We start from the raw sequence: 25,764 nt of genomic DNA, 5'->3' as shown, positions 1-25,764 counted from the left end.
GGAATGGCATGACCATCGGCGCGGGCCTCACAGGCTGTCCCTCTTCGGCAATCCATAGCCATGCACGTCCGCGAGCTGCATTGGGTTGAACCTGTCAAGGCGCTGCGATGCGTTGCGCAGCGGCCGCAGCTTACTTTTCTCGATAGCGCGGCTGGGCCCGAGCTGCTTGGACGTTACTCATATTTGGCTTGCGAACCGTTCGGTACCTATTTGGTCGCCGAAGGACAGGCAAGCTGGCATGGGGAGGTCCTTCCAGGCGATCCATGGGCGGTGCTGCGCAACCTTCTCGTCAGATGCCGGGAAGCACATCGGCCCGATCTCCCGCCGTTCCAGGGGGGAGCTGCCGGCTTCTTCGCGTACGATCTGAACCGAACCCTGGAGCGGCTGCCAGGGCCATCAATTCCCTGTCTCCGATTGCCTCAATCAATTCTACATTTTTATGACGTGGTGGTCAGCTTCGATCACCGCGACCGCAGATGCTGGATCGTCTCGACAGGATGGCCGGAGCAGGACCCTGCTCGACGAGCCGACCGTGCGCGTCGCCGGGCCGATGAGTTTACGGCGCTGCTTGCCAGACCAAGGTCGCCGCAGATTATAATTCCTGCTAGGGCGGGCGCGTGGGAGTCGAACTTTAGCCGTGAAGGCTACATAGCAGCGATCCGACACGTTATCGAACTGATTCTGGCTGGGGACATATTCCAGGTGAACATCGCGCAATGCTTCAATGCGAGGGTGTCGCCGCTGTTCGATCCGGTCACATTCTATTGCCAGCTCCGGTCATCAAACCCAGCTCCTTTTGCTGCCCTCTTGCGCTACGATAAGCTCACGATTGCATCGAGCTCTCCTGAACGATTTCTGAAACTTGACGGGCGACAGGTCGAAACGCGTCCTATTAAGGGAACTATTGCGCGTTCCGCGGATCACGCGGAAGATCGCCGCCGGGCCGAAATCCTGCTTGCGTCCGAAAAGGACCGCGCGGAGAACGTCATGATCGTCGATCTGCTGCGCAACGATCTGTCACGCGTTTGCACAGACGATTCGGTTGACGTTTCAACACTGTGCGCCCTCGAATCCTATGCCTCAGTGCACCACCTCGTCTCGGTCCTCACGGGCGCACTCGCAGCAGGGCAAGATGCTGTCAGTCTGCTTCGCGCCTGCTTTCCTGGCGGATCCGTGACCGGTGCTCCAAAGGTGCGAGCCATGGAAATCATTGCGGACATCGAGAAAGTGGCCCGAGAGGTCTATTGCGGCTCAATCGGCTTCATCGGATTCAACGGACGCATGGAAACCAACGTTGCCATCCGCACAGTGATGATCAATGACGACCAAGCCTTGTTTCATGCAGGGGGTGGAATAACGGCAATGTCGAATCCTGAAGCCGAATACGAGGAAACGCTTGCGAAGGCGCAGAGTCTCTTCGGCGCTTTTGGTGTCGATCCGGCCGGTGCATTTTGATTTTCATCATCGATAATTACGATTCCTTTGTGTTCAATATTGCGCGCTGTTTTCGCAAGCTTGGCGCGGAGACGAAAGTCGTCCGGAACGACAGGATCACCGTCACCGATCTCGTTGAACTTCAGCCACGAGCAATCGTCATATCGCCCGGTCCCTGCACACCAGTCGAGGCCGGCATATCCACTGCCGTTGTTCGCGAACTTTCGGGGCGCATCCCCGTGCTTGGCATCTGTCTTGGGCACCAGTGCATTGGAAGCATGTTCGGCGGATGCGTGGTCCGCGCACGCCATCCCATGCACGGTCGGGGTTCCCATGTAACGCACGAAGGGGGCGGATTGTTCAAAGGACTCCCGTCACCCCTTTACGTGGGGCGCTACCATTCTCTGGTCGTCGAACTTAATCCAGCAGACGCGCCGGATCTCATGGTGACAGCTCGTTCAGATGAAGGTGAGATCATGGCCTTGGCACATCGGCATCAACCAACCTATGGGGTGCAATTTCACCCGGAGTCCGTACTTACTAAGGACGGTAATTTGCTACTTTTGAATTTCTTGCGATTGGCGGAGAGTTTTCGAGCGTGAACCAGAGCTCCTTTATTAACAGCTCCAGAAATCGGCTCGCCGAAGACAAGACGAGCTGCTGCGTTTGATGGACGAGCTCGGTGCACGTCGTGAAAGACAGTTGTGGTCTGTTGAAGATGGAGCGAAAAAGCGCGAAAGAGCTCAATTTGTACGCCGCGTACTCAACTTTTTCTTTTAGCGCAGCCACAAATGCACTACTTGAGACCACCAATGCAAAGCCGCGCATCACCTCCTTCGATGAACAGGCGGATTACCCTCTGGCGTAATCGCAAAAATATTTACTCGAGATCCGCCAAGAGATTGGCGGTGCCTTGCGGTAGTCTTGCTACCGCTGCCCTTAAGGGCGTTTCCTCCCTTGACTTGGCCGCCGGTCCTCCAGGATCGGCGGCTCTCTTAGGGTTAGGTCAACGTCCTTCTGATTGAGAAATCATAGATCATCTCCACTCGGCCTACGCGGCACCGGACTGGCGGAACGTGTGGGATGGGAATTGAGAACATTCATGCAGCACAGAGGCGTGCAATTCAGCATCCTGGAAGCATCGCCAGGCCAATGGCGCTACAATTTCAAGATCGATGGCAAAACGATCAGTGGCAAGACCCAAACGAGATTGCAGCTTCTCGCGGTCCGTCGGGTCAAAGATCGCATTAATCGAGAACTGAATCGCAGCGCGGAAAGCCAGAGTTGACGTCGCGTGTATGGCTCTCCCGGCTGCGCCCGCTCGACCTTGTCGTTCAAGCGTCAGCTACGCGTAATCGCCTGGCTACGGCCGCTCAGGCAAATCAATCCAGATATCCGAAGGACCATTCAGGAGCATATCCTGATCTGCAACGTAGATACTATCGAAGACCCTGATGCCATGAGCCATTGCTGCACCGACGATTATGAAGGGGAGCTTGACCTGTTCCAGATTTTCGAAGCTCTCGGCGTCAACGATTCGGATAAAATCGAGTTTGAATTTTCGGAACGCTATCAGAGATGTAGCTGACGTGATCAGATTCCTGACACACGAGGTTCCCTGGGTGACCTGTTTTCTCGCATGATCGAGTGCCATGAAAAGGCACGACAGCTCGTCAAGCTCGGAGCGGCTAAACCGCCTCAATCGCGACGAGATCGGCACTCCGTTCCTGTATCTCACCGTCGGCACAAACCGTATCTCACAATCGAGAAGGAGGTCGGTGACGGCGCGCTTCACCAGGATCGCCTGACCAATATCTTTGAGTCCGAAGTAGCTGCGGGTTGGTCGCGCATAGCAAATCCAGCGGATCGCACCGGTCACGGCTTCCTTCAAGCGCTCCTGGGGCCCGTCCAGACGCAAATCATAGTCCTCTTGTGATATAAGCGTTCGATAGCCTGCTGGAAACATCTCGGCATCATTAGACGAAACCACGGCAGTTGCGCCCGCTCGTAGCGCAAGCCCGATATCATCGTCCAAATTGAAATCATAGCTAACACCCGGCTCAAACTGGCTCTTGTTCGGGTATACCGTGACAATTGCTACGTCATTTTCGCTTGCAGCCCTTCTGATCAGTTCTGCATGACCGCGGTGCAGGGCGCCCAATGTGTGCACCGTGCCGATCGTCTGCCCTGTTCTCGCGACTTCGCGAAGAAAGGTTCTGCCAGCCGAAAGGGACGCCAGATGCATCTGTTTTACTCCAGTTCTTCTGAATGAAACAAAGCTTCTCCGATCGCCTAGTCACGGAAGATACGTTCTGCGTGCTGCACCGACGGATCGCGCGCTGCGCCGGGACGAAAGTTTCACGTCGGCCGCATGGGCATTCTGCCCAACCTGGCCAAGCTAATAGCGTTGTCTCTTCCCCCGTTCATCGCTCGTTTTCCCAAAGCGTCAAGTTGACCCTTCTCGACTGCGTTTCATCAACGATGAAAATCCGGCGAGATACTCTGTTGGCTCGCCCGGCGGATCATGCTTCAGAGCGGCTTTCAGTCCTGGGCATCGGTCTGCAAAGAACGGTGGCTCGAATGTGGTTATCTTGACACCCGAAAAATCGACCTTTACGAAGCTGGCCTGGAACGGCGAGATCCCACTCAGGTTCGCGTCGCGCAAGGACGATTGGTTCGCGCGGATGTATGCGACGCGCGTTGCCTCCAGGTTACTCTCGGTCATTCCCGCCGCGAGATATGCTTGAACCAGATTGGATCCCTGGAAGTTTGCGCGATCCAATGCCATGGATTGCGGGGGATCACCGGTAAGCATCGACCTGTAGAGGTAAGCCTGTGACAAATCTGCATTCTCGAGATCGCAGTCACGCATAAACGCACAGCGGCCACGAAAACCCGTGAACTTGGCGGCGCGCATCGTGCTTTCTGTTATCGAAATGCTTTCGCCTGATGCCCGGGACAGGTCCGCTCCATCGAGCTGACAGGAACGAATTGACACACCGTTCAATACGGCGCCGATGAGGTTCGCCTCGGACAGGTTTACGGACAGGAGCCGCGCCTCCGTGAAATCTGCCTGTTCAAGCTCCGCTTTTGAAAGGTTTGACAGGTGCAGATCAGCGAACGGTGCGCTCAGGGCCCTCGCCTTAATCCGCCCGCTCACCTTTGAGAGTCTCAGATACGGAAGATGAGCGCCTTCCAGGATAAGGCCATCGACCGAGGTGGGGCGCATGATCGATAGACAATCTCCCTTCGACTGGAAGAACGAGCAAGCCGCCAGATATGCCTTCGTGATCGTGACCTGGCTCAATTTGGCAAAGCGGAAGGAAACCGAAGAAAGGAAGCACTCATTAAGAGTTGAACCTTGCAATTCCGCCCCATCGAATACAGCATGACTCGCGTCGCACTGATAGACGAGAAGTCCACTGAGCATCGCGTTGTCAAAACGCGTCCTCTTCATACTGCAACCGTGGAACAGACCACCGGTCGCATCAACTACATTGCGCAGACTGGCATCGTCGAAGTTGCACACCTGTGCCGCAATCGCGTGCATATACGCAAAGTCCAGCTTGGCCCCACGGAAGCTTGCTCTCTCTAGCCCGGGACAGATCAGGTTCGCTCCAGAAAGGTCTGCCCGATCCAGCTTTGCTCCGTAGAGTTGCGCGCGATTGAGGGTGCAGCGCCGCAACGGAAAATCGGATAGGTCGAGACCGCTGAAGTCCTCTGAGGATAGCTGCAATCCAATCCCGGTCCTCCTGATCACCTCTTCAGTTCGCTTCCCGACGGCCACCACCGCACGTAGCCGATCAGCAGCTCGGCTCCAGTATCGAACGAACTCTCCATCCGATGAAAAATTGTCTGTCGTCCCGCTCCGGTCTTCTGATTCTTGATTCGCGCTGCACACGCAGTTAGCGCCGATCGTTTGCGACATGTCGACGATTCCGTCTTGCCCGGATTAAGAGTGGGCTTTTTTAGCACTTGTTACTCGGCAAACGCCGATACGCCATACGATTCGTGCCATCGCCGGCTGCCAAATCAAAGCCTCGACGTGCCGATGACGTAGCAAGTTCGCGGCGGGCCTTCCCATCCGTAGGCCGTGTGCTCGTCGACTGAATGCATCATGGCCGTCCATCACCGCCTTGTTGGCGATTGTTGCTCACCGGGGGCCACCGAGGTCGCCAACACAAGCTCGTTTGACTTTTCTGATATGCTCAAACACCCGATTCGTCTCTCCCAGTCGAAGTCCATCCGTCAACCGAATGCGAGAAGCTCTCAATCTTGCTTCCCAGAATGAAGCCACGGCTTGCGGCCGAAAGCGATCGCTTATGTAGCGCCGTACTCGGCAGTACCTGAGCAATGACCGTGCCAGCCGATCAGCTGTAATAAGGGGCTGAATAAATGCGATGAAATCGAGATCGCCGGATCGCCCCCAGCTGTTTTGAACCTGACAAAAGCCGACGCTTGTCGGGGATCGCACCAGGTTCGCGAGGAGATCGCAAGAAACCAGGTTCCGAGCTTGCTCGCGAGACGCGCGATGGCCGAGAAGGTTCCGGCAGTCAAGGAATTCGGCACGTTCCAGGCGTATAGTTAGCGAAACAGTGTACGAGGTCGAGTGGTCCGCCCCACGCGCCGGCCGACCCATCGCGAACCACACTGGCGGTGCGATGAACGAGCGCGCAATCGTGACCGAACCGGCGCGCAAAATGGTAGTGCCTCCCGATTGAAGATCCGCTATTTATGACCCAGAAAGTCGAATTCGGCGCATTCACGCGATGCCTCTTTCGAGAATCATTGACGGACGACTTATCTCAGGATCGCGCACAAGACGGGGCATGGCGGCGATAAGGCTCCTGGTATATTCAGATTGTGGATTGAGGAATATCTCTTCAGTAGCGCCACAGTCGACAATTCTCCCCTGGCGCATCACGATGATGCGATCGCTGATATGACGAACAACGCCGAGATCATGGGAGATGAAGAGATAACTCATGCCGAGGTGGCGCTTTAGATCGCCGAGCAGGTCCAGGACTTGGGCCTGGATCGAGACGTCGAGCGCCGAAACCGGCTCATCGCAGACGATCACGGCAGGATTAGGCGCGATCGCGCGCGCGATTGCGACGCGCTGGCGCTGACCGCCCGAGAGCTCGAGCGGTCGCCGGCCAAGCAAGGCGCTCGACAGCCCGACCAGATCGAGCAGCTCGATAACGCGCTCCTGACGCTTGCGCGATGTCTCCACGTCCATCGATAGGCTATCGGATAAAATGCGACCGACGGTCCAGCGTGGATCAAACGAGCTAAGAGGATCCTGATATATAATCGATATCGACCGCCGGCGAGCCCGCCGTTCACGTTCGGCAAGCGTGGTCCAGGCCCGGCCTTCAAACTGGACAGCTCCCCCGTCCGGTCCCTCGAGCGCGAGAACCATCCGCGCCATCGTGGACTTTCCTGACCCGGACTCACCCACGATGCCCAAAGTCTCGCCGGATCGCAATTCAAATGAGACGCTGTCGACGGCTGCCCGTAAGGAGCCATCTGGGCCCTTGAAGCGCTTCACCAGGTTTGTCGCTTCGAGCACGATGGAGCGAGATGTCGGCGGCCATTGCACGGGTGGCTCCGTTTGCTCGCCAATGGCCGATGATGAGAGACGTGATCCACGCGGCCGGCCTGACGGCACGGCGTCCAGCAGCTGACGAGTATAGGAGTGTCGTGGATCTCCGAATATCTGAGCGGCGGTACCGCGTTCGACGACCTCGCCTTGACGCATGACGAGGACCTCATCCGCCACGCGGGAGACCACTGCCAGATCGTGACTGACCAGGATCAGAGCTTTACCTCGCGTTTTGGTTTCCTCGAGCAGTGCCAGCACCTGAGCTTGCGCTGTCACGTCGAGAGCGGTGGTCGGCTCGTCGGCGATGAGCAGGTGTGGATCGAGCGCGAGTGCTGCGGCGATGAGTGCCCGTTGGCGTTGGCCACCGGACAATTGCTGCGGCAGTTGCTTGGCCTTGATTTCGGGTTCAGGGATGCCGACGAGCTTGAGGAGAGCAATCACGCGCTGTGCGAGCTCCTGGCGTGATGATACGGCACCATGCAGGCGCAGTCCCTCGCCAATCTCTTTGCCGACCCGGCGAAGCGGGTCCAGCGAGACGAGTGCATCCTGTAGTACGAAGCCAATCCCGTTGCCGCGAATGCGCCGCCAACCACGATCGTGAAGGCCGATCAGGTCCGTTCCATCGAAGCTCAGTTGGCGTGCATGGACCCTGGCGTGGCGACCGGCGAGGCCTATGAGAGCCCGCGCGGTCACGCTCTTGCCTGAGCCGGACTCACCGACGATCGCAAGGCACCGCCCCGGGCGTAAGGAGAAGGAGACATTGCGCACGACCGCTTTTGCGGAGATGTCGCGCCCGAAGGAAACATGCAGCGAATCGACCGTGAGGAGATCTGCCTGCTGCGAGACAGGCTTGGGAGGAGCCTGCAGCATTCAAATTTTTCCTTCCAGACGGTCCTGCAGGTGGCCTCCGACAATGGTGAGGCTGAGGGCAAAAATCGTCACGGCCAGTCCGGGTATGATCTCCAGCCACCACGCATAGATCACATAGTTGCGGCCGGCATTGAGCAGCGCACCCCATTCAGGGGCCGGGGGAGCAACGCCAAGACCTAGAAAGGCCAGGCCGGACGCCCAGATAATCGCCTGACCGACCCCGATCGTCACCATAGCCGTCAGCGGGCTCATCGCGTTCGGAAGAATATGCCTCCAGACGATACGTGGAAACGGATGTCCGAGGGCCTTGGCTGCCTCCACGTACCCGGTCCCCTTGATAGATAGCATCTGGCCCCTGATCATGCGCGCATAGCCGGGCGCCGCGCCGATTCCGACGGCTATGACCTCAGTCAGCACCGACGGCCCAAAGACGGTCACGAACACCAGGGCGAGCAAGAGCGTGGGAATTGCGAAGAGCACGTCGAAAATCCGGGTGAGAATGCTGTCGAGCAGGCCACCGGAAAGCGCGGCGGCGACGCCGAGAATGAGTGCAACGGACATGCTCAGTGCGGTCGCACCAAGTCCGATGGCAAGCGATTGGCCAGCCCCCTCCAGCACGCGGGAGTAGAGATCCCGGCCCAATTGATCGGTACCCAACCAATGGACGATCGAAGGCGACTGCAATGACGAGCTTAAATCAATAGCGAGCGGGTCGTGCGTCTGCAGCACTTTTGGCGCGATGGCCGCGAGGACGAAGAAGCCAATGGTGGCAAGCGAGGCAGCAACCCGGAAGGGAACATAGCAGATGAATTCCAGGAGTTCTCCGAGCGGCCGAGACACCGTGACTTCTACGGACCTGCTCATGTCAGCTTCATCCTCGGATCGAGTATCCGGTAAGCCAGATCAACAATCACACTGACAAGGACGAATAGGCCGGCAGAGATCAAAACAGCTCCCGAGACAATCGGAACGTCCCGCGAGGACGTCGCGGCAACGAGAACTCCACCTAGGCCTTGACGGGCGAAAACGACCTCTATCAAGATCGCCCCCGAAAGAAGCTTGCCAAGAGCCCAACCTGACAACGTAATGCCGGGCAATGCGGCATGACGCAGGACATGGTGAAGTCTGACGCCGAAATCACTCATGCCTCGAGCTCGCGCGGACGTAACGAAGGGCTGCTCGAGCACGCGCGTGAACTCGTTCAGAACGACTTGTCCGAAAAAGCCCGACAGTTCGAGCGCCAGCGCAAGGGTTGGGAGAACCAGTCCCATCGGCGAACTTTCCCCGACAACGGGAAAAATCCGCAAGTTCACCGCAAAGATGACGAGCAGAATTGTAGCTAACCAGTAAGGCGGTACGGTTGCCAGGAAGATTTGCGCGCCGCTGAGCAGCTTCGACCATATGTTGTCTCTGCCGGCGATCAACAGGGTGGTCAAGATGGCAATAGCCCATGCCATCAGCAGCGCGGCGATCGCCAGAACGATAGTTGGACCAATCTGCTCTGCGATGATCCCCGCGACTGCTCGATGCTGCTGGTATGATTCACCAAGATCGCCGTGCAGGATGCGCCATACGTACTTGGCATATTGAACCACGAGCGGTTGATCAAAGCCGTATTGCGCATTGATGGCTGCGAGCTCTGCCGGAGCCGCCGGCCCGACATTACCACTCCGTACATTGATGATGATCTGCGCGCGATCGCCGGGCAGCAAACACTGAATCAGGAACGCAAATGTTGCTGCAGCCCAGACGACAGCCACGCCGGAGAGTATGCGGCGCGCGAACCAAACAAGCGGATTGTGGGCTACGCGCTTCACGGCCTCATTTCCGTTCATCAAAATGAGCATCATAGAAGACGGGCTCGCCCACTGACCCGTGGTCCAGCCACACGTCTTTCAGATTAGGGCTGGTAGCCAAAGTCACGTCCAGCACCGTGAAGCCAATCACAGGAGCCTCATCCACGATCTTCCGTTCCGCCTGCTGATAAAGACCCTTACGTTCAGCGCTACTGAAGTCCTGCTCCGCCCTTTGGATCACCTCCCAAAGCGCCGAATCCTGGAAGCGCGACGGATTGAATCGATTGGGTTCACCATTCTGGTCCGGCTTCCATGAAATTCGGAATATCTCGGCGCCGGGTGCAACCCAATAGAGCAGCACGATTTCATAATCATCCGGGCCGAGGTTTCTTCCGGCGAAGAAATCAGCGGGATTAGTGGGTTGAAGACGTACGTCAAAACCGGCCGCCCTTGCCTGCTGTTGGATTACTTGCAAGGCTTGCTCGCCATCGGGCTTCAGAAAAGCGTTCGAATAGGAAATACGTACCGTCAGTGAATTGCCGTTCTTGACACGGACGCCGTTACGGTCGCGCTCGGTCCAACCCGCCTGATCAAGCAGCTGATTGGCTTTCCGAATATCGTACGCATAGGCCCGCCCGAGTTCGTGCAGGTATTCCGGCGAGCTTTGACTTAGCGCACCGTTGCCTTCAAATGGCAAAGAGCCAAGGAAGGATGTGTCAACCGCGGCCTTTCGATCAGTAGAATAAGCAAAAGCCTTGCGGACGAGTACGTCGTCAAACGGGGGCCTGGCCGCATACAATGCAAGGCGTAGAGGGGTGCCGCCGGTAATATGCCGCAATACTGGAAAGCGGGAATTAGCGTCTTTCCATGCAATGGCCGGGATATCGTAAATGGCATCGGTCTCGCCCGTGATCAGCGAGCCATATCGGACAGTCTGATCTGGCAGAAACTTCCAGCTGATTCCGTCAACGTAAGCCGGGCCCTGGTGTTTCGCGGTGGCCGGCGCCCAATTGTAGTCGGGATTACGGCGGAAGGTGACTTCCCGCCCATGGCGCCACTTGTCGACGATGAAAGGACCCGAGCCGACCGGGTTCTCGCAATTCACCGCAAGCCCACGTTTGAGCGCGGTTGGCGACAGAATACCTTGTGAGGATTGGGCGAACACGTTGAGCAAGGGCTCGAACGGCACCTTCAAGGTTACCTGCAGCGTCAGGGGAGCGATTGCCTTTGCCGATTCGAAGCTGTCGCTAAGATACGGAGCGGCAGTCGGATTGCGAAGATCGGGATCATTGCTGAGCCACCCGTTGATATTGTCAGCGATGGCCTGCGCATCGAGAGCAGTCCCGTCCGTGAACTTCACATTTGGTTTTATCTCGAATGTGTACACCTTTTTGTCGTCGGAGATGGTCCAGGACTCGGCCAACCATGGCGCAATCTTGCCGTCGTCGCTACGAGCAACCAGATTGTCACTGTACTGGCGTTGCAGGTACCATTGCTGCACCCACCCGCCGAACAGGCAGGCAGGCTCTTGAAAATGTCCATAACGGATAACGCCTCCCCGCTTCACGGCTACCCCTTCTTGGGCATGAACGCTGGGTGTCCATTGAGACAGGCCTGAGAGCACGGCAAGGGTGGCCGCCATCTTTCGTGCTAGATGGTTCGACCGGCCAGTGAAGCGCCTCGTGGGTCGCGCAGTCGGTGAAAGCATATCCAGGCTCCGGAGCGTTTGATGTTGAGGAAACGTCACAGCGGTGAGCTAGCTGCGGCTCTTGTCGGCTCAGAAGGAATCGAAATTCCAAAATGCTCCCGCAGTGTCTGCCCGCGATATTCTTTGCGAAACAGTCCGCGCTTCTGCAGGATGGGCACCACATTGTCGACAAAGGCCGGAGTGCCATCCGTCAGCACGTCCGGAATGATATTGAAACCATCGACCGCGCCAGCGCGGAACCATGCTTCAATCGAATCCGCGATCTGCTCGGGTGCGCCTACGATCAGGCGATGCCCAAACGCTTGAACGCCACTGATGATCTCGCGAACCGTCCGGCCTTGACGTGCAAGGACTTCAATCGTGCGATGGTGGCCGACAGAAAACGGAACCTTGTCTGCATCGGGCAAAATCTCCTGCGGGATGGTGCTTTCGAGGCTGAGCTTCTCGACCGCCACGCCCATGCTTCGTGCAAGAGCAGCCACGGCGCGCTCCAGATCGAGCAGCTCGTCCAGCTGCTCTTTGCGACGAGCCGCCTCTTCCTCGGTTCCCCCGATGCAGGTGACCAGCCCTGGCAGGATGAGCGGAGCCGCGGGCCGTCCGAATTGCCGCGAGAGCGCGCGCAGGCGCGCGGCCTCCTGCAGCGCCGTTGCCAAGTCCCCGGCGGCCGCAAACACGACATCTGCACTGCGGGCACCAAGCCGCAATCCGGGCTCCGAACCGCCTGCCTGAACGATGACTGGAAGACCTTGCGACGAAGCGGGATGCGTAAGCGGGCCTCGGATACCGAAGATATTCGTAGTTGGGTCGAGAAGCCGGAATTGACTCTGATCTGCATAAACACCCGCAGCCTGATCGGCGATGATCATCTTGTCGCTCCAGCTCAGCCAGAGAGCACGGACGGTTTCAACGAAGTCCTCGGCGCGTCTGTAGCGATCCGCTCGTGCGATCTCTTGACCGCCAAAGTTCGCGACCGTCGCCGGGCTCGAGGTCGTGACGGCGTTCCAGGCGACGCGGCCACCGCTGATGACATCGAGAGATTGGAAACGCCGGGCGAGATTGTATGGCTCATTGTAGGTTGTCGACGCCGTCGCGATCAGCCCAATCCGCTTCGTTTCGCGGGCAATCACAGAGAGAACCAGCGTAGGCTCGAGCCCATTCAGCGGCGGCTGGTGCGTAATGTCGGAACTTATCGCGGGCGTATCGGCGAGGAATACGGCATCCAGCAGACCGTGCTCCGCAAGCTTCGCGGCCCGGACGTAGTGCTCGATATCGAAAAAGGCGCTTGGATTGGTGCTCGGCCAGCGCCACGCGGCAGAGTGCCCGCCAGCCCCATGAAGATTCAAGCCCAGATGAAGCATGGAGTTGACCGAAGACATCACACCTCCGAATGCGACGGCCTCTGAGCCGCTCGCCGGGTCTTGACGTCAAGCCGATCTCCGCCTGCGATTTCGGCGGCCCCCCTGCCCTTTCGCGCAGGCCCGCCCTGAATGCCGCCGAGCGACCGATTTGAGAGCGCTGATAATAAGCCGCCAATTGATACCGGGCGGCTATCACCGAAGAGGCCTTGGCCAGGCCTTCCGATGTTCTCGGAGCCGGCGCGCCTCAGAAGAGCTTCGACCACGATAGTTGCCGAATGACGCCGAACTGTGTGCAGCGCTTTTGCAACCCCGATTTGATTCCACACGAGTGCACTCACATCGGCTCTCCACTACTCATCAAGAGCTCGCTTCGTTCTCAGGAAGGTGCTGTCGACGCGCCCATTTGCGACCGTAATGTTTTGGACCGACCGAGCGAGCTCAAGCTGGACGATCTGTAGAGGTCAAGAGCAGCTAAACGCAATAGTTGAGTATTTCAATCTAACATCCTCGGTTGGCATCCTCTTCTATTTCGATGTCTATCTTCCCATCGCTAACCAGACTCGTCTCTGGTCAGGTTCACCGAGCAAGTCGATGCATGACTACAGTAACTTCGAGCGGCAACGCCGGCTCGCAGCCAAACGGCATGAATCGATGCGTTCGACGACACATGAGACATTTGGCGCAACAGTTTTGATCAACTGCTTTCTGCCGCGCTTCAAAGTTGAAGCCAGCCATTGAGGTGAAGCCAAGCCAATCATCCAATAATGCGATGAAATACTGCAGATTCTCGATGCCCCCGTGACACAATCCTGGCGGCCGAGATTGCTACTGAGGTCACGCGCGCGCGCGCCCAGGCCGCATGCCTTGGCGGGCTTGATCAGCGGCCTCAGAGATCAGCCTCAATCTGCACTCGGCCGACGTGGTGCTGAACCGGTGCAAACGCCGGTGATGAGGTCGAAAGAAATTATGCAATACAGGGGCGTGCAATTCAGCATGAAGCGTCGGCAGGCGAATGGCACTAAAGTTTTGAGATGGGCGGCAAGACGACCGGCGCCAAAGCCCGAACGAGATTGCAGCTTCTTACAGTCCGTCGGGTCAAGGATTGCATTAGTCGTGACCTGAATCGCGGTGCGGAACGTCAGAGTTGATATTGCCGTGGATGCTTCTGCCAGCTGCGCGAGCTCAATCTCTGCCGCCTTGGGATCGGGGGTACCAGTTGGCCCGCATATCGAACTTGATGCGCACGCACCGCACTGGCGCAATTCAGGATTGGACATCGCCATCAGACGACGAGCGGTGCCTCCCCTTGGCCGTGGCTCTCGGCCCGGGCGTCCACCGGTAACGCAATGTCCTAGCTGCAGCCAGGCTAATGATGAGCGCGGCCGTTGCTGAGTGTTGTCGGCGGCCTGCGGTTCGTACCTGTCGTCGAACAGGCGGATGAACCGGCAGTCGCGCGGAAAGAAAGCGTCCGTCCGGGAGCTCGAGCGCTGTATCACGCTCGATGCGCTGGGCGCGCCAACCACCCTCACATCGCTGATGGTCATGGATGTAGACAAACTTTAAAAAAGGTTGTGCGCCATTCACCGCTGCGTCGTATCCTCCCGATGCGCTTTCTGAAAGAACTGAAGCGCGTTGCCGCGCATGATCCGGTCAATCAAGTCACGGGTGTCCTCGAGCGCGATCCAGCCTTCGGCGACCAATTGCGAGAGAGCTCGTGCGATTCCACGGCGCGCTACGCACGCATGGCCATAAATTGGCTCGACAGCGACATAGTCGCCGCCAAAGGTGAAGATCTTGTTGGACGGAACCGCCATCAAAAACTCCTTCAAGAAGCGAACGCCCGCCACCGGGTTGATGATCCATGCCCAGCACATGTCGATCGCCGCGTTAGGATAATGTTTGGCCAACGCAATAAACTCGTGCTCGTATGGGTAGCCAATATGCATGAGGACGAATCGGGTTTCGGGAAAATCCTGCAGCAGACGGCAGAGATCTGCTGCATTGCTGCGAGTACGCGCGAGTTGCATCACGCCGTGGCCCGCCAAAACGCCGGTGTGCAGTTTGACCGGCAGGCCGTACTCGCCAGCCTTGCTGACGCAATAGCGGAATAGATAGTCTTGCAGCGCCTTAAGGTCCTCAGGACCAAGGGCGTGCAATGCGCCTACCCTGTCGGCATGGTGCGGGAATAGTCTTGCGGCATGCGCCTTGGTGACCGGCTCGAAATCGAGAGCGCGAGAATAGGCAATTTGCGATTTTACAGCCACGGCTTTGGCGGCGTAAGTCGCAAAATAAAAGTCTATAACCCCGAGCCATTCATCGAGCGTGGTGGGGCGTCTGCCCGTCTCGGCTTCCACCCACGCAAAGTCAGCAGCACTACACCGGCACAATTGAAGGATGCTTATGTCGTGGTCGAGCAACCCTGGCTGCTCGGTCTCCATAAAGATGCGCTGTAGCGAATTGACGTGACAGCCGTTGATGTTTGCCAGCTCCAGAATCCGTGCGTAAAAACCCGGCTGAACGGTTTGATGGTATTTCTCGGCGATCCGGGGCAGACTTTCGTCGGACAGGTCTTCTTCACCGTAAACGCCACGAAATGTATGGCGCAGCGCCTGGGCGTAGCCGGTGTGACGGATCCGTTCCCAATAGGGCGCGATCAGCCGATATTTTTCCTGGCTCGTAAGATCCGGCCCGAGAAACGCTCGCAGGTCGCTCACTGGCAGGCCCGCAACCACCAGATCCTCGGCAGCATAGGATCTGAATAGATAGGCCCAGTCGTTGCATGGCAATGTTCGTGGATGGACTGCTCCGGAAAGGCGCTGGCTTTCCTCGATCAGGTGTTCATGGGTGTCCACAAATGGCGTCTGCTCGACCCATTGCGCGATTTGTCGATCCGCGTCCGTCATCGACTCCCAGCCAACCGCTCCGCTTCTCATTTCGCGCTCCCTTTAGGTGACGACAGTTGCTTGCGTCAGCACTCGCGATCACAACCAGCATTGTGACCATGCTGCAGGTCTGGCGTTGACGTCCTATTGCCGCAGCGGCTTCGGCTCGCCGCGGTCAAGCTCAGTAATCGACGACATCACTGGGGTGAGCGACGCGCTCCTTGAGCGCATCGGGCATTGGGAAGTTCAGATTGATATTTTTCGGCGGGATCGCAGCCACGAACCATTTGTCGTAGATTTTGGTGAACTCGCCGGAAACCATGAGTTTGGAGAGAACGTCGTCGACTATCTTTTTGAAGTCGGGATCATCCTTCGAGAACATCAGGCCATAATAGTAAATGGTACCATAGTTAGCTTTTAGAAAGATGAGGTCGGTTGGTTTCGAATAATCCGCCTTCATACCGGCCAACAGAATGTCGGCTTCCACCCACGCCGCCACACGACCGGTCGTGAGCAGCAGCAACGATTCCGCATGGTCTTTGGCTTGCGCGATTGTCAGGTTGAGATCGTCCTGCTGCGAAATGCCTTTGGCGATGCCAAGAGCATCGGACCCTTGGGTTACGACAACGGTCTTCCCTTTCAGATCTTTCGGCGTCTTGAGCCCGCTCGAGGCCTTTGCGAGCCAAGCCGTTTGACTGGCGAAGGTCGCAACGCTGAATGAGACCTGTTCTAGACGCTGCTTACTGCTGGCTGTGCCACCGCACTCGATGTCGATCGTGCCATTCTGGATAAGTGGAATACGATTGGACGAGTTGACGGGCGTAAGCTTTGTCTGAATGTCCGGAGTGCCGAGATCAACTTTCAGACGATCGACGACGTGCGCGCACAGCTCGAGAGAAAAACCAACAGGCTTCTGGTCAGCGCCGAGATAGGAAAAGGGTATCGAAGCTTCGCGATAACCAATGGTGATCACCTTTTTAGATTTGATGTTTTCAAGCGTTTGGCCCGCTTGGACCTTGGAGATCGCCATTAGGGTGATCGCAGTCGCTGAAAGCAGTGCAAGCACTTTAGCCATGGGAATTCCTTTGCTTCATATGAAACGCGGCTTTTGCGCCTTTGATCTGGGCAGCGCGTGCGCTGCCAGCGATCCGTGCGCGATCAGCCGTCTAAGATGACCGCTTCCAACCGCCGGCAGACGCCTTAGTCCCCGAAGCTGGGCAGCGCACCATGCGCTCACTCCGAACCGCACATAAACCGGGCAGCACTCAACCGTGGCTAAATGATAGGCCGCGGGCGCTATTGGCACCACATAAATGTCAGTTTACGAGTTCTTTAATTTCGAAATATGATAATTCCTCTATAGGCTAAGACGCCGAGAACGACGGCTCGCCTTCCCCACCCGCGATATGCTCCAGCGCGTGGGCATACGCGATCGCGTCATTCGCGCTCCGTCGGCGATGCGCTGGTCATACTCTAAGTGTCTGCCATGGCGTTTCACGGAAGACGGCGCGTGGCGCGATCTCAGTGAATGATCTGGTTGAGGAAGGCTTTCGCGCGGTTCGTGTTCGGCGCTCGAAAGAAGGTGCTCGGATCGCCCTCTTCCACGATTGCGCCGCGATCCATGAAGACCACACGATCCGCAACTTCGCGCGCAAAACCCATTTCGTGCGTGACGCAGACCATCGTCATCCCGTCCTGCGCGAGCTCAACTATGGTCTCGAGCACCTCCTTGACCATTTCCGGATCGAGGGCAGACGTCGGCTCGTCAAAGAGCATGATCTTGGGCTGCATGCACAGGGCGCGGGCTATAGCGACACGTTGCTGTTGGCCGCCCGACAATTGCGCCGGATATTTCTTGGCCTGATCATGGATCCGGACTTTCCTCAGCAGGGCCATCGACCGCTCATGCGCCTCGGGCTCAGCAAGGCCTCTGACCTTCATCGGAGCCAGCATGCAATTTTCGAGCACCGAGAGATGTGGAAACAGGTTAAAGCTCTGAAAGACCATGCCGACTTCAGAGCGAACGTTATTGATGTCGCGAATCCGGTCTGTCAGTTCGATCCCATCGACGACTATACGTCCGGAATCGTGCTTTTCGATATGATTGATGCAGCGGATGAGAGTCGACTTCCCGGAACCCGATGGCCCGCAGAGTACGATCTTTTCTCCTTTTGCGACTTTGAGGTTGATGTCGCTGAGGGCATTGAAGCTGCCGAATCGCTTGACGAGGTGCTCGACGACAACCATCGGGAACGGGTCAGCTGGGCTAACTGTGCGCTCTTGCTGCATGCTGATCTCCAGGTTATAGCCCCAGGGAACGACGGGCCATCAGATTATGATTGACTTGACTATCGGCGGGCGCCCGCGATCGCGTACTTCTTTCGGAGCGAGGCGACAAATTGGGACGCGCCGCAGCTTACGATGAGATAAACAACGGCCACTGCGAGGTACATCTCGACGAGACGACCATTGAGCTGTGCGAGCTTCGAAGCCGCACCAAGGAGATCCGTGAGCGATAGAACGTAAACAAGGGACGTATCCTGAAACAGGATAATGGTCTGGCTCAGTATGATGGGGCTTGCGACCCGAAACACCTGCGGAAGGACGACATGGCGATACGTATCGAATGTCGACAGGGCGAGAGCCTGGCACGCCTCGAATTGTCCTTTGTTCACTGCGCGCAATCCGACACGGATGATTTCCGAATAGTAGGCGGCTTCGAACAGGCCGAACGTAAAGAACGCTGTATAGGTGGCACCGACTGGAACTGGGCGACCGTTGCCTGACAGGTGTCCCAGAACGATGGGCACCAAGAAGAAGAACCAAAACAGGACTAGAATAAGCGGAATCGATCGCATCAGGGCGACATAACTACGGACGAGCGGGCTCAGAACGCGGAGCTCAAAGTGCTGCACGAGGGCGAAGAGCGTTCCAAGAAACATCCCGATCAAGAAGGCGGCAGCCGCCAAGGAAAGCGAGAACAGCAATCCTGACCAAAGATAGGGCCATGCCTGTACGACAATCGAGAAATCGAGACTGTTCATTTCACGACCTCCATACCGCTAGGGAGGGAGCTTTCCAGCTTCACATCGTCGAAATCTGACCCGCCGGTCTCCCTACCCGGTGCGGTACCAGGTATGCGCACGGCTTTATCGATGAACATCATCGTCTGGTAGGCGATCAAAGCCAAAGCGAGATAGATGAGTGTGGCGGCGCCGAATGCCGCGAAGGTTTGGAACGTCGCGTCGCTGATTTGGCGCGCCTGGGCGGTCAGCTCCATCAGACCGATGGTTAGAGCAACGGATGTATTCTTATAGATGCCCATCACCTCGCTTGTCAGGCTAGGTACGATAAGGCGAAGTGCCTGCGGCAGGATGATATGACGATACGCCAGGTAACCACTCAGGCCGAGTGCGGCAGCCGCTTCATCTTGCCCCCTGGGCAAGGCTTCGATGCCAGCGCGAATCTGTTCTGCGATGCGCGCGGCGGTGTAGAGGCCCAGGCACCACAAGGCCGGAAAGAAAGATCCCCAAGGCAGAGGTATCTGCTTTATCCAGTCGCCCATGGTCGTTGGAAGAAGCTCGGGCAGGACGAAGTACCAGAGAAACATCTGCACGAGAACGGGGATGTTTCGGAATATCTCAACGTACAATCGAGCTAGGGCCCGGAAGAAGGGGTTCTGCACAGTTCGACCTATGCCGACGACGACTCCGATTGCGAATGCAATCCACCAGCCGAAGAAGGCGAGCGCCAACGTCCAACCGAGACCCGAAAGAAGCCAGTCGATGTAACGCTGGCCATCCACGGTCTTTTCAAGAAGAACAGTGAACATCGCGAACCTCACGATTGCGGGTGTGCACGACGACCACGCTCAAATGATCGCTCATCGTGCGCGTTGTGCCGGTACTAATCGACCGCGCCAGCTGAATGCAAGATCCTCTCCTTCGGCGTATCGGCAAGCGCAAAGCCATGATCTTCGCGCTTTGGCAGGATCAGGCCGTCCGCTTCGAGCACCTTTTCTCTAACTGCTCCCATGCCTACGCAGCCTTGAATGAATTTTTTGACAGCCGTCCGCGGATGAGATGCACTAAGCGATCCACATCGTCGATCGTGTTGAACATGCCGAACGATATACGGATGCCGTCACGCTCTGGGGAAACACGCACGCCATTCCCTTCGAAGTAGCTGAGCCATTCTGTCGCGGGAAGACCGACGACGTAGATGTGAGGCGATCGATGTCGCCGCTGACGCGGACCTATGAGACTGACGCCGAGATTGTCCAGCTGAGCGAGCAGATGATCACCTAAATCGAAGCAATGGTTCTGAATGTTCTTCACACCGATCTGCTCGATCATGTCGAGCGAGGCTCCGAGCGCATGAATTGCAGGAAGGTTGAAGTTGCCTAACTCGAAGCGTCGCGCGGTGGGAGACGACGCCAAGCGATCGGGACGAGCGATAAGGTCGTCAGGAATTTCTGCCAAACTGGCAGCGGCAAGATAGGCGGGCTCCAGCTCCTTCAGAGTCTGGTCCCAATAGAGCAATCCGAGACCTTGAGGGACGAGCAATCCCTTGTGACTTCCGGAGCCCACGAAAGTCGCCTGGATGGCCTTCACATCGATAGGAACGACCCCGATTGCCTGCATGACGTCGACGACGAAGTAGAGCTTCTTATCCGCGCAAAGAGCGCCGATACTCTCGATATCGAAGCGATGTCCCGCGTGGAAGGTTACGTGCGACAGCGAAATCGCGCGAGTTGTGTCGTCGATGTAGGGAAGAAAAGCCTCGGCGTTTACGACATCCGTCATGGGAAGGAAGTCAATCCGGACACCCTTCTTCTTCAAATTGAGGAAAGCATAGGTGTTGTTTGGATGGTCGCCATGGATCATCAAAACGCTATCGCCGTCTCGCAGAGGCAACGCGTTCGCCGCGATGTTCATGCTTTCCGATGTATTCTTGGTGAAGGCGATTTCGTTGGCCGACACCCCAAGGAAACGGGCTACTTTGGCACGCGTTTGCTCAACCCGATCGAGCCACACGCTCTTCGGCCCGGCGGTCTCCAAGCCTTCACGAAGAAAGGTTTCGATGGCGGCCATTACGGGACGCGCTAGCGGCGCCTGAAAACCGGAGTCGAGGTAAACCATCCTTTCGGCTACAGGGAACTCCTTGCGCACAGCTTCCACGTCGTAATGACGAGACATTCCCACTCCCCTTTCAAAACGCGTCGCCCGTATTGCCAAGTTTCCTGGGCTTGATCGCCATCCAAACCGGGCCTGTGCAGTGCACAAAAACCGATCAACGAGCGCCGACGCCAACGATATGAGCAAACTGGAGCTTAATCCAGGTCATTTTTCATATTTCAGTAGCAATAGTTCCGAAAAATGATAATTTACTTCCGACTAGGGAGATTGCGATGGCCGACCAAAAAAAGACTGCTGGGCCCCTCGACCGAGCGTTCGCCATAGTTGGCCATGTCGCTCATCAGACAAAGGCCGTCTCGGTCGTTGAGATCGCGAACGCCCTTTCGTTACCCGTTCCGACGGCGCATCGACTTGTCGGAAATCTGGAAGAACGCGGCCTTCTTCAAAAAGCGCTTGGATCAAAGCGCTACGTGGTAGGCAATCAATTGGTGATGCTGTCCGCCAGAGTCATCGGCGCGGCTTTTCGCACAGCACGGCGCCACGCCGTGCTGCGCGCGGTTGCCGGCGAGATCGGCGAACAGTGCGAGATCGGGGTCGTGCGCGACAATCTCGTCACTTACGTTGACAGCGTACGTGTGTCCCAACCACAGGGGCTTCAATTCAATCCCGGCGAGGCGGCTCCACTTCACTGCACCTCGACCGGAAAGATCTACATGAGCCGACTGCCCAAAAGGCCGCGTGAAAAGTTATGCCGCTCACTCGCTCTGACCCAGTACACTGATAACACCATCGTGGATTGCGAGACGCTTCTGAAGATTCTCGAGGAGACACGCCATCACGGGTGGGCCAAGACCAATGAGGAATACGTGAAAGGCGTGGTCGGCTGCGCGGTCCCTATCGTTTCACCGGACCGGGAGCTGATAGCTTGTCTTGGCGTCTCGGTGCCCGCGGCGCGAATCAGCTTCGCAGAGCTTGACCGGTTCATTCCTCCACTCCAAAGAGCCGCCGCGCTCCTATCGCAAACCATTCTTCAAACCGACAGCGAGGATGAAACGCTTGAGGATACTTGAGGAAAAGGATCCCTCGACTTCGCCCCTTCTGGTCGGGAGAAGGCACGGATATGCGTCAGAAGATTCGGAGTGATCGCTCGCCGGCGACATCATGAAACGCGCTGGGCGTATCGATGCAAGTCTTTGCCCTCCGGAAACGGCATAGATGGCGGTAAAGTTGATCGCAATTCTGCACAGACAACAAAGATGCACATTTTCAGAGAAGACGATGAAAGAATGCGCCAGAACCACAACAACGCATCCCGCGCAGCCGAGCTATAGTGCACGATGCGCAACATTGCGGGTTCCAAGCTCTCGGTGGTCGCGAGCAGCGCAAGGTGATTTTGCAAGACTTGTTTGTTCGACAATTGGCTGCTGAGCCCACCCGCGCTGTTTGCGCCAGTACTTGGTTGGCGATGGCCAGCAACTCGTTTCAGGATACAGGCAGCTCAAATACGAGGTGGCCTCATCTTGAAAGGCGGATGAACCCTATCGCTGGAGAGAACCGAAGCTTACTGGACGTGACGGGTCCAACGCGAGGAGCTTCCGGTTCGGCTTCACCAGGCCTATGCAGCGCCTCTGCCTGCGCAAGCCGGAAGGCCCGGTAGCTGGGCTAGATCGGCAAGGTCGGGACTAGTTGATCGCGGACAGTGTCCTGCCAATCGGCGAAGCCGTTCGACTCTAGACGTGAGCCCGAAGTCAACGCTCACCGAGCCAGTCAGAAAAGGCGAAGGCTCGATGGGTTGAGGCGCCGCTCTCCTCCTGATTGTCGCGCTGTAGGCGTCGATTGTCGCCGACTCGAATACCGCGACGTCACAACCGAAAGGTTGCGACGCGCCAGTTCGTTCGAGGGCCGACCCAGGACATAGGAACGCATGAAGCTCCCGTCCGTTGAAGCTCCGGAGAAATCCTATGAACAGACGGATTGACGAAACAGTCGCCGTGCGCGCCTATCAGCTCTGGGAAAAGGCCGGCAAGCCGGAAGGACGCGACGAGGAATTCTGGCGTCTGGCCGAACAACAGTTGCTCAACGAGGATAAGAGCTCGCCTCTACGCACCCCCGACGCTCTCTGAGGACGCCAACTGCTCATTTGCCGGGGCCTCGGATCGATGTCCGCGCCTCGCCTCGATGTGAGCGGATTGCTCAGTGAGATTCCGGCCCGGCAAGGCTTAGCGTCGACCTTGTTTGGGCATCTTCTCGGATGTTACCTTGATGCCCGAGAGCTTCTCGAACCCCGGCAATTGGGCCGCGACCGCGTCGGCATACGGATGAATGTCGTAGGCCCAGACGATCGATGCGCCTTCAAACTGGCGCCAATTGATGTCGTCCGCCTTGGCTTGGGTGAAGACCACGGCCGTTCCAGCAAAAAGCGTGGAACAGATGAGAACGTTTCGGGCAACCAATAACCGCGAGAAGCGGCGAGCTTTCTTGTCATCATTCCCTTCTAGGCTCTTTGGCCCGTGAACCCACGCGCCCTCCTCTTCCGGGGCCGCGGGGCAGGGATGCCAATCCGTCATTTTTCCGCCTTGAGGCGGTTTTCAAACCAACGTTGGGTAACATTGGGTAAGATCCAAATTCACGCTTGGTGCCGACGACGCACCTGGTGGGTAAGACAGCATCACGGTTCCGTAAAACAGGTCCTTCTCGGCGAAGCATGATCGCTTTCGCTGACTTGGCTATCGACCTGACGAGGGGCCCGGCCTTCGGACCGGACGCGTATGCGCTCGGCACGCTTGACTTGCAAACAGCTGAAAGGAGGGGCGCCAGTCCCGCCCGATTAGCCGCAGTCGATAGCTCGTCAGGACTGAGAGGGTCAGTTGCCGGAATCCGAGGGGCAATGAGCTCGAGAGTCCATCATCTTCTCGGGCGTATCGAAGGTGATCCTCGCCTTCTTGATCGGCGCATGATCTTGCGGTGTGCTAGTAATGTTCAAATTATCCACGCTGGCTGTCCGATAATCAGCTAGGTTGCCGCCCAGAAACAAGACCTCGGTCTCCTCGCGCGGTATTCCCCTCAACCAATCTCGCAGCTCCTCATCTCCGGGAGCATGCCCACGCTCTAGAATATCGTTGATCTTTTTGATCGGCCAGGCGGTGACGCTTGGTAACGTATAAGTGTGCAGCTTCTTAGCGTTCCTTGCAATCGCGTTTGCGCCATTCTCGCTGTGGTCCTTTGAAAGGAGCAGTCGCGAGGGGGTCTGGCACAATGACACAAAAGCACTCTCTGTAACGCCTTTCGTGTGCCATGCCGCGAGACGCGCCATATCAATTTCGTCCTCCCTTTCGTCGTCCGAGCAGATAGCAGCCTTATAAACATGCGGGCTAGCCTGAGCACGCAAACCGGCTAGGGAACGCACATGCGCGATGGCACTCACCTCCTTGTCTAGAATGGGCTCACAATCGATGTCCTCGTTCTGAAAGCGGTGCAGCGACAGATACGATGATGCCAGCACATCGTCGAAAATGCGATCGCCGTCGATACTGCCGGCAGAAGATCCGGCGGTTCGTTGCCACTGTGCGGCTCGCTGTGCAGCGAGTTTGATCTCGTTCTTCAGCGCCTTAACGCTCGCTCCGGCTAGCGATGCGGCAAGTTCGGCGCGCCCCCTAACGAAGGATGCGGCCGGGCACCGCTCGCTTTCCTGGATGGCGCCCGCTCTCCGATTGCCCCTCATCATGGTCGAGGGTGATCCAATCCGGGAATCCGCCGAAGCGGCAGTTGAATATGATGTTCGGTGTGACCGCAGTTCACTCAGCTGCTGCTCAAAGTCCGCTTGATCCGGCGACGGGTATGCTGGTGAGCTGGTTTGTGCGCTTAGGCCGCCCGGCTGTTGCTGCGTCCGCTGCTGCTGGGTCAAGGGTTCCAATGTGTTTGGTGGATCGATGTTCATCTGTTCCCCTCGCGCGTGGGACGTTCAGTTTGATCTTGGCAGGTGCGGCTTTCGAGAAGCTGACAAGTGAGGAAAGGAATGGGACCGACCGCCAACTTTTCGGGGGCTTCCCGCTCGGCTACCGATGCTACGGTGCGTACTCCGGGTAATCCCGCGTCTTCGGCGCGCATGAAGGGTTATCGGGTAACGTTGCGGCTGTGTAGCTCCCTGCCAATAGTTGAACAGCCGCTGGTAGTGTGCGCGCAGCCGTGCTGTCCCACATCCTTTTACGCGGCTGAAGTCGCGCAGAGCCTCGGAACGAAGCCACACTTAGCAAAGTATCGCGGCAGAGAAGCAAAGGAAGGGAAGAATTCTGCGCACAATCTGCACATCGAATCTGCCAAGCATCTGCGCGCTTTGTGTCCCCCAGCTACTTCCAGCAGGAGCGAGCGTAACCGGGGGACGCCGGCCCAGGCTAAGCAAGCGGACGGCTCGTTGGCCTGAACATCCCAAATGCCCGCGTTCTCGAGCGCAGTCCACCGGTCGGTGGCCAAGGCAAAGGAGGAGGAGCTTCTGCGCGAGGCAGCATTCCTCTTTCTATGCGAATATATGCTCTCCACCTATATGATGGTCGGGGTGCGGGTCCTTCGCCGCGCGATGAACCAACGGTTTTCAATGGATGACGCCTTGCGAGTGCAATGATTCAAGCTTCCTCCTGGCGACACGCAACATGTCGCACGTCGGTCCTCCTTCACATCGGTCGCAGCTGCAAGAATTCCTGCACCGTCCGCACCGCGACACGTGCCAAGATTGCTGGATCCGATTTCCCCTTTGCGGCCAGAGTCCAGACCTTCTCGGCAAAGCATGCCTTCAACGAAGAAGTCCGCCTCAGTTGGGGCACCATCCGGATGGCATCGTCAGAGCACATCCCAGCTCAGTACACACTTTATTTGGGACGATTTTGTAGGTCTCATGATGCTACTCAAAATAGAATCTGTTCGTGCCGGCTCCGACTCAGCCCAGCGAGTGTTTCCGAAAAATGTAATCCGGCATCCCT

Annotated in this window: 19 protein-coding genes; 4 read left to right on the top strand and 15 right to left on the bottom strand. The window is 57.3% G+C overall.

Annotation, left to right across the window (positions count from 1 at the left end; all coding sequences use genetic code 11):
- Nucleotides 1–60 precede the first annotated feature (60 nt).
- Nucleotides 61–1,455, top strand: a complete 1,395-nt coding sequence (pabB, locus tag ACVI1L_RS23160; RefSeq protein WP_456783857.1) for an aminodeoxychorismate synthase component I — start codon at nucleotides 61–63, stop codon at nucleotides 1,453–1,455.
- Nucleotides 1,452–2,036, top strand: a complete 585-nt coding sequence (locus ACVI1L_RS23155; RefSeq protein WP_456783856.1) for an anthranilate synthase component II — start codon at nucleotides 1,452–1,454, stop codon at nucleotides 2,034–2,036. Before pabB ends, ACVI1L_RS23155 begins: the two co-directional genes overlap by 4 nt.
- A 761-nt stretch (nucleotides 2,037–2,797) precedes the next feature.
- Here ACVI1L_RS23155 and ACVI1L_RS23150 read toward each other — a convergent pair.
- The 13 genes from ACVI1L_RS23150 to ACVI1L_RS23090 all read right to left on the bottom strand — a co-directional run bounded on the left by ACVI1L_RS23150 (nucleotide 2,798) and on the right by ACVI1L_RS23090 (nucleotide 20,851).
- Complete coding sequence (locus ACVI1L_RS23150) at nucleotides 2,798–3,679, bottom strand: pantoate--beta-alanine ligase (protein ID WP_253640741.1); 882 nt, start codon at nucleotides 3,677–3,679, stop codon at nucleotides 2,798–2,800.
- Between the two features lie 201 nt (nucleotides 3,680–3,880).
- Nucleotides 3,881–5,362 carry a pentapeptide repeat-containing protein gene (locus ACVI1L_RS23145; protein ID WP_456783855.1) on the bottom strand — a complete coding sequence of 494 codons (1,482 nt, stop codon included), beginning with the start codon at nucleotides 5,360–5,362 and terminating at the stop codon, nucleotides 3,881–3,883.
- 834 nt (nucleotides 5,363–6,196) lie between these two features.
- Nucleotides 6,197–7,909, bottom strand: a complete 1,713-nt coding sequence (locus tag ACVI1L_RS23140; protein WP_456783854.1) for a dipeptide ABC transporter ATP-binding protein — start codon at nucleotides 7,907–7,909, stop codon at nucleotides 6,197–6,199.
- A complete protein-coding gene (locus tag ACVI1L_RS23135; protein WP_456783853.1) occupies nucleotides 7,910–8,773 on the bottom strand; it encodes an ABC transporter permease in 864 nt (287 codons plus the stop codon).
- Nucleotides 8,770–9,759: an ABC transporter permease gene (locus ACVI1L_RS23130; protein ID WP_456783852.1), complete on the bottom strand. Its 990-nt coding sequence runs from the start codon at nucleotides 9,757–9,759 to the stop codon at nucleotides 8,770–8,772. Before ACVI1L_RS23130 ends, ACVI1L_RS23135 begins: the two co-directional genes overlap by 4 nt.
- Nucleotides 9,731–11,347, bottom strand: a complete 1,617-nt coding sequence (locus ACVI1L_RS23125; RefSeq protein ID WP_253640746.1) for an ABC transporter substrate-binding protein — start codon at nucleotides 11,345–11,347, stop codon at nucleotides 9,731–9,733. The genes ACVI1L_RS23130 and ACVI1L_RS23125 overlap by 29 nt, the downstream gene beginning before the upstream one ends.
- A gap of 101 nt (nucleotides 11,348–11,448) precedes the next feature.
- Complete coding sequence (locus ACVI1L_RS23120) at nucleotides 11,449–12,789, bottom strand: NtaA/DmoA family FMN-dependent monooxygenase (protein WP_456783851.1); 1,341 nt, start codon at nucleotides 12,787–12,789, stop codon at nucleotides 11,449–11,451.
- A 1,562-nt stretch (nucleotides 12,790–14,351) separates the two neighbouring features.
- Nucleotides 14,352–15,674, bottom strand: a complete 1,323-nt coding sequence (locus ACVI1L_RS23115) for an amidohydrolase family protein (RefSeq protein WP_456783850.1) — start codon at nucleotides 15,672–15,674, stop codon at nucleotides 14,352–14,354.
- A gap of 160 nt (nucleotides 15,675–15,834) precedes the next feature.
- Complete coding sequence (locus ACVI1L_RS23110; RefSeq protein WP_456783849.1) at nucleotides 15,835–16,728, bottom strand: amino acid ABC transporter substrate-binding protein; 894 nt, start codon at nucleotides 16,726–16,728, stop codon at nucleotides 15,835–15,837.
- A 446-nt stretch (nucleotides 16,729–17,174) separates the two neighbouring features.
- Nucleotides 17,175–17,942 carry an amino acid ABC transporter ATP-binding protein gene (locus ACVI1L_RS23105; RefSeq protein WP_305884570.1) on the bottom strand — a complete coding sequence of 256 codons (768 nt, stop codon included), beginning with the start codon at nucleotides 17,940–17,942 and terminating at the stop codon, nucleotides 17,175–17,177.
- Nucleotides 17,943–18,001: 59 nt separating this feature from the next.
- On the bottom strand, nucleotides 18,002–18,697 hold the full coding sequence (locus tag ACVI1L_RS23100) for an amino acid ABC transporter permease (RefSeq protein ID WP_456783848.1): 696 nt from the start codon (nucleotides 18,695–18,697) through the stop codon (nucleotides 18,002–18,004).
- Nucleotides 18,694–19,485 carry an amino acid ABC transporter permease gene (locus ACVI1L_RS23095; RefSeq protein WP_253640751.1) on the bottom strand — a complete coding sequence of 264 codons (792 nt, stop codon included), beginning with the start codon at nucleotides 19,483–19,485 and terminating at the stop codon, nucleotides 18,694–18,696. Before ACVI1L_RS23095 ends, ACVI1L_RS23100 begins: the two co-directional genes overlap by 4 nt.
- 205 nt (nucleotides 19,486–19,690) lie before the next feature.
- A complete protein-coding gene (locus ACVI1L_RS23090) occupies nucleotides 19,691–20,851 on the bottom strand; it encodes an aminotransferase class V-fold PLP-dependent enzyme (RefSeq protein WP_456783847.1) in 1,161 nt (386 codons plus the stop codon).
- Between the two features lie 212 nt (nucleotides 20,852–21,063).
- Between ACVI1L_RS23090 and ACVI1L_RS23085 the strand changes: the two genes are divergently transcribed.
- Together ACVI1L_RS23085 and ACVI1L_RS23080 are read left to right on the top strand one after the other, a co-directional pair.
- Nucleotides 21,064–21,861 carry an IclR family transcriptional regulator gene (locus tag ACVI1L_RS23085; RefSeq protein WP_253640753.1) on the top strand — a complete coding sequence of 266 codons (798 nt, stop codon included), beginning with the start codon at nucleotides 21,064–21,066 and terminating at the stop codon, nucleotides 21,859–21,861.
- 891 nt (nucleotides 21,862–22,752) lie between these two features.
- On the top strand, nucleotides 22,753–22,914 hold the full coding sequence (locus ACVI1L_RS23080) for a DUF2934 domain-containing protein (RefSeq protein ID WP_253640754.1): 162 nt from the start codon (nucleotides 22,753–22,755) through the stop codon (nucleotides 22,912–22,914).
- A 96-nt stretch (nucleotides 22,915–23,010) separates the two neighbouring features.
- Here ACVI1L_RS23080 and ACVI1L_RS23075 read toward each other — a convergent pair whose 3' ends face one another.
- Complete coding sequence (locus ACVI1L_RS23075) at nucleotides 23,011–23,358, bottom strand: hypothetical protein (protein WP_253640755.1); 348 nt, start codon at nucleotides 23,356–23,358, stop codon at nucleotides 23,011–23,013.
- A gap of 296 nt (nucleotides 23,359–23,654) precedes the next feature.
- Nucleotides 23,655–24,728 (bottom strand): hypothetical protein, encoded by a 1,074-nt coding sequence (locus ACVI1L_RS23070; protein ID WP_456783846.1) that lies wholly within the window; start codon nucleotides 24,726–24,728, stop codon nucleotides 23,655–23,657.
- Nucleotides 24,729–25,764 lie beyond the last annotated feature (1,036 nt).

The sequence above is a fragment of the Bradyrhizobium sp. USDA 4516 genome, assembly GCF_054055915.1.
This window is presented reverse-complemented; position numbering and strand designations above follow the sequence as displayed.

Bases quoted from the DNA above. Each gene is read 5' to 3' on its own strand.
- ACVI1L_RS23145 (WP_456783855.1), bottom strand. From the start codon at position 5,362: ATGTCGCAAACGATCGGCGCTAACTGCGTGTGCAGCGCGAATCAAGAA.
- ACVI1L_RS23080 (WP_253640754.1), top strand. From the start codon at position 22,753: ATGAACAGACGGATTGACGAAACAGTCGCCGTGCGCGCCTATCAGCTC.
- ACVI1L_RS23085 (WP_253640753.1), top strand. From the start codon at position 21,064: ATGGCCGACCAAAAAAAGACTGCTGGGCCCCTCGACCGAGCGTTCGCC.
- ACVI1L_RS23125 (WP_253640746.1), bottom strand. From the start codon at position 11,347: ATGGCGGCCACCCTTGCCGTGCTCTCAGGCCTGTCTCAATGGACACCC.
- ACVI1L_RS23100 (WP_456783848.1), bottom strand. From the start codon at position 18,697: ATGAACAGTCTCGATTTCTCGATTGTCGTACAGGCATGGCCCTATCTT.
- ACVI1L_RS23150 (WP_253640741.1), bottom strand. From the start codon at position 3,679: ATGCATCTGGCGTCCCTTTCGGCTGGCAGAACCTTTCTTCGCGAAGTC.
- pabB (WP_456783857.1), top strand. From the start codon at position 61: ATGCACGTCCGCGAGCTGCATTGGGTTGAACCTGTCAAGGCGCTGCGA.
- ACVI1L_RS23130 (WP_456783852.1), bottom strand. From the start codon at position 9,759: ATGATGCTCATTTTGATGAACGGAAATGAGGCCGTGAAGCGCGTAGCC.
- ACVI1L_RS23110 (WP_456783849.1), bottom strand. From the start codon at position 16,728: ATGGCTAAAGTGCTTGCACTGCTTTCAGCGACTGCGATCACCCTAATG.
- ACVI1L_RS23120 (WP_456783851.1), bottom strand. From the start codon at position 12,789: ATGTCTTCGGTCAACTCCATGCTTCATCTGGGCTTGAATCTTCATGGG.
- ACVI1L_RS23095 (WP_253640751.1), bottom strand. From the start codon at position 19,485: ATGTTCACTGTTCTTCTTGAAAAGACCGTGGATGGCCAGCGTTACATC.
- ACVI1L_RS23140 (WP_456783854.1), bottom strand. From the start codon at position 7,909: ATGCTGCAGGCTCCTCCCAAGCCTGTCTCGCAGCAGGCAGATCTCCTC.
- ACVI1L_RS23070 (WP_456783846.1), bottom strand. From the start codon at position 24,728: ATGAACATCGATCCACCAAACACATTGGAACCCTTGACCCAGCAGCAG.
- ACVI1L_RS23075 (WP_253640755.1), bottom strand. From the start codon at position 23,358: ATGACGGATTGGCATCCCTGCCCCGCGGCCCCGGAAGAGGAGGGCGCG.
- ACVI1L_RS23090 (WP_456783847.1), bottom strand. From the start codon at position 20,851: ATGTCTCGTCATTACGACGTGGAAGCTGTGCGCAAGGAGTTCCCTGTA.
- ACVI1L_RS23105 (WP_305884570.1), bottom strand. From the start codon at position 17,942: ATGCAGCAAGAGCGCACAGTTAGCCCAGCTGACCCGTTCCCGATGGTT.
- ACVI1L_RS23115 (WP_456783850.1), bottom strand. From the start codon at position 15,674: ATGACGGACGCGGATCGACAAATCGCGCAATGGGTCGAGCAGACGCCA.
- ACVI1L_RS23135 (WP_456783853.1), bottom strand. From the start codon at position 8,773: ATGAGCAGGTCCGTAGAAGTCACGGTGTCTCGGCCGCTCGGAGAACTC.